Origin of the sequence: Leptospira sp. GIMC2001 (genome assembly GCF_028462125.1) — a bacterium.
In the GTDB taxonomy this organism is placed as follows: domain Bacteria; phylum Spirochaetota; class Leptospiria; order Leptospirales; family Leptospiraceae.
In genome coordinates this window covers 636551-651237 of sequence record NZ_CP115468.1, presented here as the reverse complement: position 1 = coordinate 651237, position 14687 = coordinate 636551, and the positions used below count along the sequence as shown (strand labels likewise).

Annotated in this window: 17 protein-coding genes; 5 read left to right on the top strand and 12 right to left on the bottom strand. The window is 36.8% G+C overall.

What is annotated here, in order from left to right:
* Positions 1 to 87 precede the first annotated feature (87 nt).
* The 3 genes from O4O04_RS04530 (at position 88) to O4O04_RS04520 (ending at position 2671) form a co-directional block, all read left to right on the top strand.
* Positions 88 to 1410, top strand: a complete 1323-nt coding sequence (locus O4O04_RS04530) for an LruC domain-containing protein (protein WP_272534453.1) — start codon at positions 88 to 90, stop codon at positions 1408 to 1410.
* 123 nt (positions 1411 to 1533) lie between these two features.
* Complete coding sequence (locus O4O04_RS04525; RefSeq protein WP_272534452.1) at positions 1534 to 2487, top strand: sensor histidine kinase; 954 nt, start codon at positions 1534 to 1536, stop codon at positions 2485 to 2487.
* The gene (locus O4O04_RS04520) at positions 2480 to 2671 is read left to right on the top strand and encodes a helix-turn-helix domain-containing protein (protein WP_272536158.1); all 192 of its coding nucleotides are present in this window, start codon (positions 2480 to 2482) and stop codon (positions 2669 to 2671) included. The genes O4O04_RS04525 and O4O04_RS04520 overlap by 8 nt, the downstream gene beginning before the upstream one ends.
* Here O4O04_RS04520 and O4O04_RS04515 read toward each other — a convergent pair.
* Complete coding sequence (locus O4O04_RS04515) at positions 2668 to 3924, bottom strand: IS256 family transposase (RefSeq protein WP_272532316.1); 1257 nt, start codon at positions 3922 to 3924, stop codon at positions 2668 to 2670. The two genes, O4O04_RS04520 and O4O04_RS04515, sit on opposite strands and share 4 nt — an antisense overlap.
* A gap of 41 nt (positions 3925 to 3965) precedes the next feature.
* Between O4O04_RS04515 and O4O04_RS04510 the strand changes: the two genes are divergently transcribed.
* Positions 3966 to 4526, top strand: coding sequence for a LuxR C-terminal-related transcriptional regulator (locus O4O04_RS04510; protein WP_272534451.1), 561 nt, complete (start codon positions 3966 to 3968; stop codon positions 4524 to 4526).
* Here O4O04_RS04510 and O4O04_RS04505 read toward each other — a convergent pair.
* Positions 4523 to 5293, bottom strand: a complete 771-nt coding sequence (locus tag O4O04_RS04505; RefSeq protein ID WP_272534450.1) for a DUF1554 domain-containing protein — start codon at positions 5291 to 5293, stop codon at positions 4523 to 4525. The genes O4O04_RS04510 and O4O04_RS04505 overlap by 4 nt on opposite strands.
* Before the next feature lie 131 nt (positions 5294 to 5424).
* Between O4O04_RS04505 and O4O04_RS04500 the strand changes: the two genes are divergently transcribed.
* The gene (locus O4O04_RS04500) at positions 5425 to 5949 is read left to right on the top strand and encodes a DUF6580 family putative transport protein (RefSeq protein ID WP_272534448.1); all 525 of its coding nucleotides are present in this window, start codon (positions 5425 to 5427) and stop codon (positions 5947 to 5949) included.
* A 281-nt stretch (positions 5950 to 6230) separates the two neighbouring features.
* Here O4O04_RS04500 and O4O04_RS04495 read toward each other — a convergent pair whose 3' ends face one another.
* From O4O04_RS04495 to O4O04_RS04450, 10 genes are all read right to left on the bottom strand, one after another.
* On the bottom strand, positions 6231 to 6668 hold the full coding sequence (locus O4O04_RS04495; protein WP_272534446.1) for a DUF6691 family protein: 438 nt from the start codon (positions 6666 to 6668) through the stop codon (positions 6231 to 6233).
* The gene (locus tag O4O04_RS04490; protein WP_272534445.1) at positions 6665 to 7090 is read right to left on the bottom strand and encodes a YeeE/YedE family protein; all 426 of its coding nucleotides are present in this window, start codon (positions 7088 to 7090) and stop codon (positions 6665 to 6667) included. The genes O4O04_RS04495 and O4O04_RS04490 overlap by 4 nt, the downstream gene beginning before the upstream one ends.
* 126 nt (positions 7091 to 7216) lie before the next feature.
* Complete coding sequence (locus O4O04_RS04485; protein WP_272534444.1) at positions 7217 to 7618, bottom strand: acyl-CoA thioesterase; 402 nt, start codon at positions 7616 to 7618, stop codon at positions 7217 to 7219.
* Positions 7619 to 7631: 13 nt separating this feature from the next.
* Positions 7632 to 8594, bottom strand: a complete 963-nt coding sequence (locus O4O04_RS04480) for an alpha-L-glutamate ligase-like protein (RefSeq protein WP_272534443.1) — start codon at positions 8592 to 8594, stop codon at positions 7632 to 7634.
* 50 nt (positions 8595 to 8644) lie between these two features.
* Positions 8645 to 10258, bottom strand: a complete 1614-nt coding sequence (locus tag O4O04_RS04475) for a 7TM domain-containing protein (RefSeq protein ID WP_272534442.1) — start codon at positions 10256 to 10258, stop codon at positions 8645 to 8647.
* Between the two features lie 2 nt (positions 10259 to 10260).
* Positions 10261 to 10791 (bottom strand): ATP-dependent zinc protease family protein, encoded by a 531-nt coding sequence (locus tag O4O04_RS04470; RefSeq protein ID WP_272534441.1) that lies wholly within the window; start codon positions 10789 to 10791, stop codon positions 10261 to 10263.
* A 33-nt stretch (positions 10792 to 10824) separates the two neighbouring features.
* A complete protein-coding gene (locus tag O4O04_RS04465; protein ID WP_442915927.1) occupies positions 10825 to 12639 on the bottom strand; it encodes a chloride channel protein in 1815 nt (604 codons plus the stop codon).
* 53 nt (positions 12640 to 12692) lie between these two features.
* Positions 12693 to 13598: a phosphate ABC transporter substrate-binding protein gene (locus tag O4O04_RS04460; protein ID WP_272534439.1), complete on the bottom strand. Its 906-nt coding sequence runs from the start codon at positions 13596 to 13598 to the stop codon at positions 12693 to 12695.
* A 12-nt stretch (positions 13599 to 13610) separates the two neighbouring features.
* On the bottom strand, positions 13611 to 14216 hold the full coding sequence (locus O4O04_RS04455; protein ID WP_272536023.1) for an energy transducer TonB: 606 nt from the start codon (positions 14214 to 14216) through the stop codon (positions 13611 to 13613).
* Between the two features lie 41 nt (positions 14217 to 14257).
* Positions 14258 to 14686 carry an ExbD/TolR family protein gene (locus tag O4O04_RS04450; protein ID WP_272534437.1) on the bottom strand — a complete coding sequence of 143 codons (429 nt, stop codon included), beginning with the start codon at positions 14684 to 14686 and terminating at the stop codon, positions 14258 to 14260.
* Position 14687: the final 1 nt, after the last annotated feature.

Genomic DNA, 14687 nt, shown 5'->3' with positions numbered 1-14687 from the left:
TTTTATCCAAAATCAATTTATCTAGGCCTTTTGGCCTATTGCTTGTTTTCAAAAGTTGAGTCATACTAAGCATCGGGAATCAGAATCATGAATAAAAATAAAACCCTTATCATTCTTTTTGTTGGACTTCTATTTAGCTCATGTGCGACTCAAGAGGACGAAAATTACGCTTGGCTAGTTACGCTTTTTCAGCCTGTTGCACCAGTTGAAGAAGGTACTGATCCTCCTTTATCGGAACCTGATGATACTGATCCAGTTACTGTGCCATTTAGTATGGACATTCTTGATATCAATGGTCCTGTTGATTTTCTTTTTGAGAATACAACAACTTTTCCAATTCGAGTAGTGGTAAAAGATCCGAATAACCCAGTAAATGGACTCCTCGTTCAAGTAAGAAACTTAAATCCAGATAACGTACAAACTGTAATTTTTCGAGCTGTAACCGACGAATCAGGTGCTGTAACGGGAAGTTTTACCATAAATAATAGAGCTGAACCGAAAGTGATGTTGGAAGTTATTTATATGGGAACTCAATATTTTATTGAAGTGGATCTGCAGAATGTCTTGGAAATAAATCGTGATGTCTACATCTGGATCAACCAAATTGAACAAATCGCAAATCCAGATTTAGATTCCGATTCTGTACCAAACGATCTCGATGATTACCCAGAAGATCCAAATCGAGCAACGAAAATTCGGATTCCTTCTGAATCCTATTATACCATTGCTTATGAAGATTTATATCCTAAGCAAGGAGATGCAGATTTCAATGATTATGTTATTCGTGTTATAAACGAAGAAGATTTAAATAAAGAAGGTAAGGTCGTTCGAATCCGAGGAGAATATACACATGTTGCCAAGGGAGCTGGCTACAATCATACACTCAATCTCCGGCTGCCATCTGTGGTAGCTGGGGATTATACTTTAAGAAGGTCTAAACCAAATGGTGATGTCTATTTCGAAGAATCCAAGAGATTGAACTCACAAGATGTCATTAATTTATTGCCATCAAGCAATACAACAATCACTCAATCCAATACAGATGCTTCTCAAACATTTACCGAAGGCGACACCGCGACTTGGGAACTGATACTCGACGAACCAGTTCCTCTTCTAACATTAGGTAAAGCACCGTACGATTTGTATATTTATGTTCAAAATACTAAGTTAGAAGTTCATTTCTTAGGGCTCTATAAAAACGCAGATGGAACGGATCAGTATCTCGATCCTGCAGGTTTTCCTTGGGCATTTCTTGTTCCAGGTGAGTTTGAATGGCCATTGGAAAAAGCAAATATGCATTCAGCTTATCCGAACTTCAATCAATGGTATACCTCAGCTGGCACCATATTCAGTGATTGGTACAAAACAAAACTGTCGACTTACTTATTCTCCCTCTTTAATTCCGAGTAAATGAGTTAGGAAACAAATTATTATTGACTCTCGATTTTTCTTATAAGCCTTAGATTTTCTCTAAGGCAATTTTTTACTTGTTTTGTGATATCCATTTAACTAAATTTTCATTTGTCCATGCAGATGAAAAAATCTTCTCATTATCTAAGCCAATTGGTATCCAGCCTATCGCCTTTGGTTTCTATGGACGGACTCGGAAGAGTTGTTTTTACAAATCTGAGTTTTCGAAAAGAATTTCCAAAGATAATCTATCCAATCGGAATCCCATTTGTTGATTTACTCAAGATAAGAGGAACATGGAAAAAAGATTTTGAAAACAATCGACTTCTTGCAAAAGAGCACGAAGTTCAGAACAAAGAATTCCAATTAGGTTCCAAAACTTATGGCTATAGTTTATTGCCTGCAGGCAATGAAACCCTCGTGATTTTACGGGATATATCTGAGAAAAAGAAATTAGAAAAAAAAGTCGCATCACTGCATGGAAGATTGATAAATCTTCAAGAAAAAGAAAGGCAGAAAATCGGACAGGATCTACATGACTCTGTTGGACAGACAATCTTAGCTGCAAAAATTCATTTTCAATCAGGACGTATGGAATCAGGTTTAGAACTTATTGACAGAGCAAGCCAAGAATTGAGATCCATTTATTCTAATTTGTATCCATCTCATATACAACACTTAGGGTTGGTTCCCGCAGTCCGCGATCTAGTGAATCAATTATTTATTGATGAGAAGGTTACGATAAAAGAAAGTATCAAGAATCCAATATCTGACGAAGTTAAATTAGAAATGTATCGAATTATCCAAGAAGCTTGTACTAATATCACCAGGCATGCTCAGGCGACAAAAGTTACCATTAGCATTTTATCGAATACTAAATCGCTTGAACTTGTTCTTAGAGACAATGGGAAAGGATTTGATACAACAAAACTTGCTTCCATACCGCAAGGATTTGGTTTAGAAAATATGAAGAAAAGATGTGAGAACTTGAATGGAATATTCCAGCTGACTTCCAATTTCAATAAAGGTACAGAAATAAAAATTTCCCTTCTAAGAAAAAATACAACTCATGCCTGAAGACATCGCGAAAAAGAAAGTTTTCCTTGTTGATGATCACAAAATTCTAAGAGAAGGACTTGCTCTAATATTTCAATCCACAAAAGATTTTGAAATTATCGGACAAGCGGGTGACGCAGAAGAAGCAATGCCCGCACTAATCAAAAAAATGAGATTGTCCCAAAAACCGTTAGAAATCAATTAGGCGGATAAAGATATATTCATCTCTGTAAAGTTTTCTTCAATTACTTTTTTATTGGCTAAATAATTGGATAGAAATTTTTCTATTTCTTTGTATCCTTTTACTTTTCTGAAATGAAGCTCTTGTGCATATAGGAGAGCTGCTGTCCATCGTGTTGTCATGTCTCGATTTTTACGCCACCTTTTTACTCGGTTCATTTGAAATCTTGGATGTGAAAAGGCTGAATCAATGGGATTCGTTGATTGAAATGTTTTTCGAATTTCGATTGGTAATTGGATTCTATGACAAGTCAATAGATTGTCTTGACCTTCTAACAGACTCATCTTAGCTGTTTCACTGATATTCCCTAACCAATGTTCCATTGCTTTCAAAGATTCTTTAGCCTTCGAGTATTCATTCAAATTGAAAATTGCTTTATATTCAATTTGAAATTCATCATGATATTCTTTGGGCAAGCACGCTTTTATATTTCTCATTTTATGTAAAATACACCTTTGGTGATCATAGTTTTCACCAAAGTATTGCTTAATGCCTTTCTCAATTCCTTTTGAACCATCTGAGACAACCAAAACCCGTTCAGTAAGTGAAATTTCACGATCTTGTAGTTTCCTTAAAGCAGATAATACTATTTCAGAATGTTCACTTGAGCCTTGTACCACCGACAAAAAATGCTTGTGTCCTTCTTTATCTACACCTAATACAACTACTATCACTTCATCCGCTACATGAATACCATCAATGAAAATGGAAAAGAATTCTTTGCCTGGAAATTTTCTCGTATTCAGTTTGTTAAAATGTGCTCTAGAAGCATTTACAAATTCTCTGGATATCTTTGATTTTGAAACTCCAAGTTGCTCAGATACATCTTTCAAGCATTCTCTAAATCGCCGTGTCGTTAGACCAGATACCATCAGTTTGAAAACAATTTCTCCAAGATCTGCTTCGGATTTTAAATTTGCATAGCTTTCTAGTAAAACTTCTTGTCCAGATTTTCTGACTCTTGGTTTTTTGATTTTATGTTTCTGACCCAATATTGGAACAAAAACATTCTCTGAACCTGCACGATATGCTAGACTTTCTTCTACTTTACGGCTAAATCTTTTTCCGCATAGGGCTTCGATTTCCTCTTCCATGATCTCTTGGATAAATTCTAAGGATTTTTTTCGGATTTCAGTTTCTATGTTTGATTTTAAAAAAGATCGAAAACTATCAATATTCGATTGACTATTCGATGTGGTTGTGTTTTTATTTTTCATTGGTGGAACCCCTTTATGATTTTGTTGTCCAAAACTATATTATGGACGGGTTCCGCTTTTTTCAATTCCTAACGGTTTTTGAGTCTAGCTCCAAAAAAATTCCTGATGTCATAGTGCTAGATATTTCTTTACCAGGTAAATCTGGACTGGACTTAGCTAGAGAATTACGAATCAAGATTCCCAATCTCAAAATCATTCTCCTATCAAGGCATGACCAAAGTGAATACATCAAAGAAGCCAAAAAAATTGGAGTTCATGCCTATGTTCTAAAAGATGAAGCAGGTGGTGATTTATTAGATGCAGCAAGATCAGTTCTTCAAGGTAAATACTATCTGAGCCCGAGACTGAATTCCAATAAACAAGAAGATTTTGAAGGCAAATACGACACTAGACCCAACGACAAAGATTTACTAACAAAACTTACAGCAAGAGAAATTCAAATTCTCAAGTTAATTGGAGAAGGACAAGACAATCAGAAAATATCCGATACACTATCAATTCAACCCAAAACTGTAAAAATCCATAGACAGAGTATAATGGATAAATTATCGATTCATAAATCTACCGAACTTGTATTGTTTGCATCCAAGAATCTATCCTAGTTTCTAACGCATAACAGACGTAAGCTCTGATCGCAATCATCACCAAATGCATCAACTATAGCAACACCATTTGTAACATTTCCACTTCCGTAGGATCCTTGTTCCAGTGAAGATAAATCAGACCAATTTAAGCAACGATCACCAGCACTTCTCCAATCAGAATCTAGACCCGTCCACCATTTATCAGATGCAGTATTGTTGAATGGGTTGCTCAAATTTCCGAAAACAAAAATCCCAGCCGCATTAGTTGTAAATAGTGAAACTTCTGTTGGCGTAGATCTAAAGTATTCTGTATTCGGTTGAAGAACCCAATTGATATTGTTTCCAGCGGTTGTAACACAGTTTGGATTACCATTTGCACAGGCTCGACGATTCGTATCATCTACGATCAATGCTCTGTAATCGGTGCCCACGCCAGGAAGACTTGCAAAATTATTGTTTTTCTCATTCTGACAAATTGTATCCGCACCAGATACTCCACCGAGATTTCCATTGCTCGTCCCTTGTGTTACAAAAATATATTTTCTTGTGTTTTCACTGCTTGCACCATTGCCAGAACCTGTATCACCAGTTTCGGAGGTACAATCTGTACTGCAAGAACCAGGATTCAATCGAGTCTGTGCAAGCATTAGCAAGCCCAATTCATCTAGCTCTGGAAAGGGAATTGAGCAACTGAATGCAAATGTTAAGCACAATCCTACGAGAATTTTGCCCACTATGAAGCGAGATTGCGATTCATCAAAAACTGGATTCCCTTTTTTACTCATAGACATATCCTGATATTAACCTATTCTACTGCGAGTTTCAAGAATTTTCCTTTTTTTTGGTTGTTTTCAAAAGATTTTCGTAAATCCTTGTAATTGATTGTCAACATTTTAGAAGAACTTAGAAGGAAATTATGCTTCGATCCACTTTATTCATATCTGTAGCCTTAATATTAGTTGCAGCTGCAACGAGATTGCTCCCACATCCTGCAAATTTTACACCCCTGATTGCGATTTCTCTCTTTGGTGGCGCATATTTAGCCAATCGATTTTTGGCAGCATTGATTCCTGTTGGAGCAATGTTTATTTCTGATTTAGTGATTGGTTTCCATGATCTTATGATACCGATTTACTTACTTATGATTGTCACTTCTATTGTAGGAAGACAACTTATGAATAGCGAATCTGCAACAAAGATAGGAAGTTACTCCATAGGTAGTAGCTTGGTTTTCTTTGTTGTGACAAATTTTTTGGTTTGGATCAGCTCAGGAATGTACAGTCTCGATATGAGCGGTCTTATAACATGCTTCATGATGGCGATTCCATTCTTTCAGAACCAAGTATTAGGTGATTTGCTTTATACAGCATTTCTTTTCGGAAGTATGATTCTGCTTCAAAGACAGAATCTAGTTCTAGCTCCAGTTACATCTAACCATTAATCTTAGAAGGGGGATCGAATCGATTCTTTAGATCTCCCTTGAAGAACACGATCCATCTTCTGACAGCTTTTTTAATTCCATTCTCTTTTATATAGATTACGCTATTTCAAAAGAAGACTGACAGATGTTTATAAACTTCAATCATATATTCTAATATTTCTATAAATTCAATCCAAGCCTATCTGAAAGTATTTTATAAATTAACTTGGACAATTCAAAACAATTTTATTTTTTTATCTCTCGAGCGGGAATTCCGTCTACTACAATATTATAATTTAGATTTAGCCGTCGCTATTCGAAACCTGCGGTTTAAATAACAAATGATAGACAACCACTCCAATAATAATTGATCCCACAAATACGAAAGATTCCGAATAACCTGTTACAATCGATGCTATTCCAGGACCCGGACAGAAACCTGACAGTCCCCAACCCACTCCAAAAATTCCTGAACCAATGATCAATGGCTTATCAATGTTTTGAATATTCGAAATGCTGAATTGCTCTGCAAATATAGGCTTGGATCTAGATGGTAATATGAATTTATACCCCAATAAATAAACTCCCATCGCTCCACCCATCACAAAAGCCAATGATGGATCCCAATTGTCTGTAATTCTTAAGAATCCTATAACCTTGGTTGGGTCTGTCATCTGAGAAACTCCCAAACCGATTGCGAATAAAATACCAGCTAATAAAGAGAAAATATTTTTTTTCATTTCATAACTCCGATTAAATAGACTGTTACCATAGCTGTGAACATGAATACTAGCACTGCGACTAATGAGCGAATAGACAACCTACCCAAGCCACAGACACCATGACCGCTTGTGCATCCGCCACCGAGCCGCGTTCCAAAACCAACCAATAAACCACCTACAAATATCATCCACAAAGGATGCGGGTGGTTTGCTGAAAAGGCTGGATACTTAAGCAACAAAATCACTTCACCACCTAATACTAAACCAACGAGAAACCAAAAAGCCCAGATATGCTCTTTTGGATCTTGCCAGAAATAGATGCCTCTTTCCAAGATGCCACTGATTCCCGAAATTTTACCGTTGAAATACAGCAACGCGAAAGAGGAGATTCCAATGAGAATTCCGCCCAAAAATGATGAAATAGGTGTGAAATTTTCCATAATAAATCCAATATAGCGAACAACTAATTCGTTATCAAGGAAATTTTCATGAGTTGACGTAGGGAAAATTCAGGAATGGAAAAGTATCGGCAATGTCGAAAAAAAATCAAAAGCTAGAAATGTCTCTCAATCTTGGAATTCTGCAACTAAGAAACTTCGAAAAGACTCTGGAATTGGTTCCTTGCGGTCGAGTCGATAATTATAGAAAACTTGCACAGATTTGGCATGGACGTACTCAACCTGCTGGGAATCAGAATCGATGATCGAATAGTTAAAATCCCAGGAAGTTTCACCTATCCTTGATACCCAAGTGCGCACTTCAGCTTTATGGAGCGGACGAAGTGAACGCTTGATATCCATCTCAATACGAACTAGAACAAATGGAATATCATTTAATTCTCTGATTGCAATATATTTATTACAGAAATCCAATCTACCCAGCTCCAAATAACTGGAATAAGTTGCATTATTTACACGACCCATTGGATCCATATCATTGAATCGAATTTGTATAGGAGTGATGATCATTATTTCTTAGCCATCATTGGTATGAAACCTTGCTTGACCAATAATCTTCGCAACATTGAACCCGTTCTTCCGCATTGAGATTGTCTAAATTTTTTATTTCCAAATCTAGAAGAATTCGTTCTAGTCCAATTCGATTGGCAAGTTGGATCGCAAGCCCTGGTCTCGCATTCAATTCTAATAAGACAGGACCTTTATTGGGATCCAAAACAATATCTACACCTAGATAACCCATCGGTACCATTTCATATGTTTTAGCAGCCATCTTAAGAATATTCTTCCATTCAGGAATTACAAATTCTGTAATATCCTTATCGAACTCATCATAAGTACTGATCAATTTATTTCGGTGAACCATCGAAGTTGCTCTTCCAGTCAGCATATCAATTCCCACTCCGACGGCACCTTGATGGAGATTTGCTCTACCGCCAGAATCACGAGTCGGAATACGAACCATTGCAAGTACTGGAACACCTTTCAACAAAATAATTCTGATATCAGGAATTCCTGAATCAACATAGCCATCAAAAACAGAATGCAATCCTAAAGTTTCTTGAATGATAACTTTGTCTGGATTGCCATTGAGACTATACAGTCCCGAAAGAATCCCAGACAAATGATGCTGCAACTCTTGCAAATTAAAAATTGTTTTATTGCCTCGATGGAAAATTAGAGAACCATCTTGAACCGTTGTTTTGTTGATCACAAGGATTCCATTTCCCATTCCACCTCTTGCGGGTTTTATAACAAAACTATTCAAATCATTCAAATGGTTCTGTATATTTCGAATCTCTCCGAACCCAGTGACTTCAAAATAGGTCATTGGCATTGGTATATTATGAGTTTGAGCAAGTGAAAAAGTTAATGTTTTGTCATCAACAAAAGGATACAAATTCCTTTGATTTAAGGGCAGAATGAACTTTCCAATACGCTGATTCATGCCGAGAATCCCTAATTTTTTTAGGTCTTTAAATATCATAACTTGCTAATATGCATCCAATTCATTGCAGAATGAGTAAAGTATCCTAATTACAATTTTACAAGATCTCTAAATCTAAATATTTCGGACAATCTGTATCCTTTATAGTCTCCAAGAAATAAGAGAAATCCTATGATCATAAGAATTAATTCGGGATGAGTAAAGAAGGCAATTGATAGGTTCGGAATTTGAAACATCAAAAGTGTTAATAATGCGATCATCAAAGTTCCAGCAACTGCTATACCCGTATTCAATGCACCTTCTTCAATCAACATCACGCTGAACCTTTCAATAAAAACGGTTGTAATCACGATCGGGAATAAAGTGACACCGATCCCTGGTAGAATTCTAAATTCATCATTAGCAGTAGAAAACAATACCAATGAAAAAACTGTGAGACTTAGCATGATAGACATTCTTGGAACCGCTAATAAAAACAACTTATCAAGAACATAACGTTCTAAAAATCCAAGCCCGACAATTATAGAGAAAAAGCTTAATCCAAAAAACAATCCAGATTCTTGAAAGAAAAGAGTCAGAAGAATTGGAGTAAAAATTCCAAAAGTCGGAATTCCAATGATATTTCTTGAAATAGAAAGAAAAAGTGCACCTAACGGTAGCAACAGTATTGTACGGAAAATTCCCTGTTGATTTATGGGAAGGTTGTAGAGAGAGAATAGGTTAACAAATACTCCAGCATCCTTAACTTCTTTACCATAATCTCGTAGATTAAAGCCATTCGCCTGGACTTGTTTTGCATAAATCCGATATTGAGCGCCTGTAAAGTTATCATCAAAATTATTTCTTAATTTATTCAAATTTTTGTATAAACTTGCATAGGTACTCGGTTTGGTACCAAAATGACTATTGGTTGTGCAAACGGGAAACCATCGGTTGTTCAGAAAAATTTCATTCCAATATTGAATTTTGTATTTGTCTTCATTCTCAATTGCTACTTCGGAATCCAAATGAATCCCCATCACAGTTCTCGTGGGAATATCGGATAGCCTTCCAAGTAAAGTAAACATTCTCGATTTATTCAAGGAATTGCCGCGACCAAGAACCATTGTCTCTGAAAGAGTCATTGACTTTCCTACATTCAGAATTTCTTCATTAACATAATAGTATATGAGTTTTGCTTTTTCTGATTTATCTTTTTCGGAAAGGGACAAAGCTTTATTTATATCAGAGGCAGTTCTCAACTCTTCCTTGGAAAAATCTGATTTATCAAGATATTTCTTTGCAAAATTTGGATACCGTTTTGCAGTCTCTTCTATTATAGGAGGATATTCAATTTCATGCAATTTGATCTTAGCGTTGTATATGATTGGCTTATCTGGTATGACTTCATAAACTTCGCCACTATCGTTGTCCATCTCCCAAGTCGCAAGATATCCATAATTCTTACGATCCACATCCAAATTCAAAGATCGATTATCAAATTCCGAACTGAGCAAGTCAATCTCATCAGAATCTTTAAAAACCGGAAAGCTCAATTGCTGGTAAGCTGCTTCTCCCTTTGGCTCAATCAAAATCTGTATGTTCCAAACGTTATTCAAGTTAACTGGCAAAAAAGATAAGCCTACTATAAAGACTTTATATAATATTGATAAAATTGGTAAGCATATAAAAACACTAGCTGTGATAATAATATTCTTTCTCAAAATCAATCTCCCAATACATGGGACGATGAGACATCCACAACGAAATTACCCATAAGTAGATTACGACCAACTAAAAAATTATAAGTAAGATTTGTCCGATCATTGAGATTCACTTTTACTTCTTCCGTGAGCTTGCCTAATTTAACTTTCGTTAGAATTACATACCGTGATTCAGACACTCCAGAAGTGCTGGTAACCTTTGTTTCAAATAACACTTTTGCTTTGAGTCGAACTTTTTTATTATCATTGCTTATTGTATCAAAATAAACAAATAGATCTTCCCCTTCTTTGGATGGCTCGATATTCGTTGCATGCATCGAACAAGTCTTGGCACCTGTATCAATTCTTGCACGAAGATGCAAGTTATAATCTGGAAGGTCTGCCCATTCAACCCTACCCACGAGTGGTTTTGGATATTGTGTCTGAACAATAACGACTTTTTTCTCAGGAGGTTCGGGTTCGCTCTTTCGAAAGTTAAGAAATGCGCATTGAGTAATAAATAATGTCAGAAAAACGAAGATAAGCTTCTTCACATTTACCAGTATTTGCTTGTTTCCATAATTTTTCTATCCAATTTTTGAACTGATTCTAGAGTGATTTTTTATTTCCTCATGATATGCTTTAAATAGATCAATATACCTCAAGTAACCCAACAAAATTGAGTTAGAATCCACAACTGCAACTTTATCTATATCATAATCTACGATTATCTTTAACGCTTGTCCGAGCGTTTGATTCGGAGAAACCGATGGAACTTGCTCGGCCAAATCTGCTACTGTGATTAGTTGGTCTATTAAATGGTCATATTCGACAGATAATCTATGTTTTCTTAGAGATACAGAACCAACATATTTCTTAGTTGAGTTTGTTATAATATAATCACTTGCTTGTATTTTAGAAGAGGATTTTTCTAGATCACGAAGTAAGGTGGATTCTTGCACTATGGCGATTTTCCTAAACTCTTTAAACATTTTCGATATCTCAATTCGTTCCATAATATCTTGATTCATATCCCAATGATGAGATGGAGAATGGAAACGATTGGCAACTTGTCCCTTGTAAATCGAAAACCTATTTGATAAGACTCCTGTTATGACTGACACAATCATTAGAGGAGGCAAAAGCGCATAAGACCCGATCATATCACAGACCATGACCATTCCAGCGATCGGAGCCTTAGCAACACCGGCAAAAAAGGCACCCATCCCAACTAAAACAAATGATGCGATATCGAAATTGGATTCAGGCGAAATGATTCGTGCAATGCAACCAACAAATCCACCTAACATTCCTCCAATGAAGAGAGATGGACCGAAAACTCCACCTGATCCACCTGATCCAATCGTGAATGAAGTAGTGATAATTTTGAGAAAAGCGATTGTGAGAAAGAATCCAGCCATTGCTGAATTTGAATCCCAATCTGTTACTGGTTTGCCATCAATAATTTCTTGCAATAATCCAAAACCAGTTCCTGTTAGATCTGGAATAAGATAAACAACAGGACCAATGATAACACCACCTAATGCTGGCTTTAATATTGGATGCAGTTGCATCTTCACGAAAAAATTCTCAACTAAATTGAAAATTTTTACAAAAATAAATCCAACTCCGTAGCATAAAATTCCGAGCAAAAAATAATAAATTAAATCATGATAACTTTTTAATCCAACTCCAACAACATGAAAAACTGATCCAGAACCTGCAATTCCTGTGAAAACTAGGTAAGCTGAGACTGATGAAATTATGCATGGAACCAAAGAATCACTTTCGATATCCTCTTTATAAACAACTTCGACTGCAGTAAGCGCTCCACCAAATGGTGCCCGAAAGATTGCACCGAGTCCACCTGCAGTTCCCGCAAGTAGTAATGTTCTGCGAGCTCGGGCTCCAACGCCCAATAGCTTACCGATACTGGATCCGATACCAGCGCCAATTTGCGCAGTTGGGCCTTCTTTGCCGGCACTTCCACCGCTAGTCAATGTTATAATCGTTGTTATTGCTTTATAAAATGGAACTTTGCCACTAATTTTTCCTTCGTTATAATGGAAGGCATTGATCATCGCATCAGTTCCAGTGCCTTGAGCGTCTCTGCACAAGAAATAAGTTATGCAACCGGTTAACAATCCACCGATTGCAGGTAGAAACAGTAAATACTCTCTTCGGAAAATTCCTGTCGCATGTCCAATGGCTGGCTCTCCAGCAGGATGTGCTTTATCCCAACCCATCCAGACGGTCTGAATAATATATTCAGCATTGGAGAGTCCATAAGCGAAAAGGTATGCTCCAATTCCTGAGAAGATTCCGATCAGAATAGAATAAAGATAGAGACTCTTAGCACCACGAATTCCGACAAATGCCCTCAAGCGAGCTTTCCAATTCATTAGGTACAGATTGAAAAACTAGGAAAAATTGAAAATCGATTTATAAAAAAAAATCAATCTGTAGATTTCACTTCAACTTCTGGCAAACTTGCTCGCAAATATCCACTCTTCAGAATCAGTTTCTGGCCTTCTTCACTTGTCAAGAAAGTTGCAAAGGCATCCGTTCGTGGATGCAAGTCTGCTTTATAGATCATATTCAGTGCACGAGACAATCTGTATTTTCTGTTCAGGACATTTTCAATAGATGGATCTATATAAGGATCTGTTTGCTTAAGAGCATAAGAAACAGTTTTTACTTTTCCCTTGTTCTCAAGGAGAGCAGAGCCCATTCCCATAAAACCAATTGCATTCGGATTCGATGCAATAAAATCCGCCATTTCATAGTTATCTTTTACAATCTTTGCTGTTGCAACAAATTGATTCTTTCTATTGGCTTCATAAATTTTCTCACCAAGATCTCGCATACGCAATACATGTTCTGAGAAATAATACAATGTCCCACTATTATCATTTCGAACAACGACTTTGATTTTTTTGTCGGATCCAGTTTGGTTGGTCCACTCGGTAACTTTTCCGGAAAAAATTTCTGAGATTTCCGAATTACTCAACTTCGCAATCGGATTGGATGGATGAACAACAATCGCTACTCCATCGTAGGCAATCGTCAATTTTTCCAAATCACCCCATTGATTTAGAGTTCTAGCCTCTTGTTCGCTCAACTCTCGCGAAGAAAGTGCAATATCAGTTTTGCCTTCCTGTAAGCTTCGAATTCCTTCCAAAGATCCACCACCAAACACCTGTACTTTGATATTGGAATTGGTTCTTTCAAATTCTTTACCTAGAAAACTTAACATCGGATGCATTGTCTCCGAACCAGTTATTGTCAAAACTTCTTTAGGTCCACAATTTATTGCCACAATCAAAGCAACCAAAAGACCAGAAAATAATAATCGCTTCATATAAAATCCTTTTTAGTTTAAAGTAAATCGAACAGGCACGAGAACTTTTACAGTAATTGCCTTGCCTTGTAAAATCGAAGGCGAGAATCTTTTTCGTCTATAGACTGCAATCGCCGATTCCTCTAGTCCATTTCCTAATTTTTTACCAACAGATCGAACACGAAGAACTTCACCCGCTTCAGATATGATTACTTCTAGGGTCATAGTCCCAGTAACACCAGCCGATCTCGCTTCCGCAGTATACTCTGGTCTTACATTTGGCGTCAAGTCAACCGGACTTGTTGCGCCAGAGACAATTGGATCCGATGCTGATGCAATTCTTGGATCTTCTTTTTTCTCAACTTTTTCTTTGTCTGTCAATTCAAAATCACCATCATCCGGGGTTGCATCGGAAGGTTCTTGGATAGAAACACTATCGATGAAAGCAACTTCTTCGACGAGATTATCCAAATTATCATAATCAAATGCAGGAGTGTACCAGAAAAAAATAATTAAAGCCTGTATGACAGTTGATACTGCAATTCCAGTTTCGAGCCTATACCTTTCGATAAATCGATGGATTCTTTGTCTCTTAGATCTACGAGGTAACTTGGATACATTCGAATCTGGATTTGGAATATCCTTGTCCGCATTTACTGTATTGGGAGTTTGATTCATCGTCACAGCCCGTTACCTTTTAACCCTCCACCTTGAGTTGTTTTGGTGACAAGTGAGACTTTGAGTGCTCCCACTTCCTTTAACAATTCAAAAGTGTTATCAATTTCTTCGTATCTAAGATTCTGATCTGCATGAACCAAAACTTTAAGATCTGGGGTTGTCATAAGCTTTGCTCGAATCTCGTTCATCGCTTCATTCATAGTTTTGGGAATTGAATTATAGTATATTGTTCGGTTGGCATCAGCACTTAAATACAAATTTGCCACCTTCTTATTCAATTGCTCTCCACCAGGAACATCAGGAAGTTCAATAGGGATATCGGGATCAGTATCCAGAACGGATGTCACCATAAAAAACACTAACAATAAGAAGGCGATATCTGCCATAGAACTAACTGGAACAGATGGAGGTTTTCTTGGTTTTCTTAACATA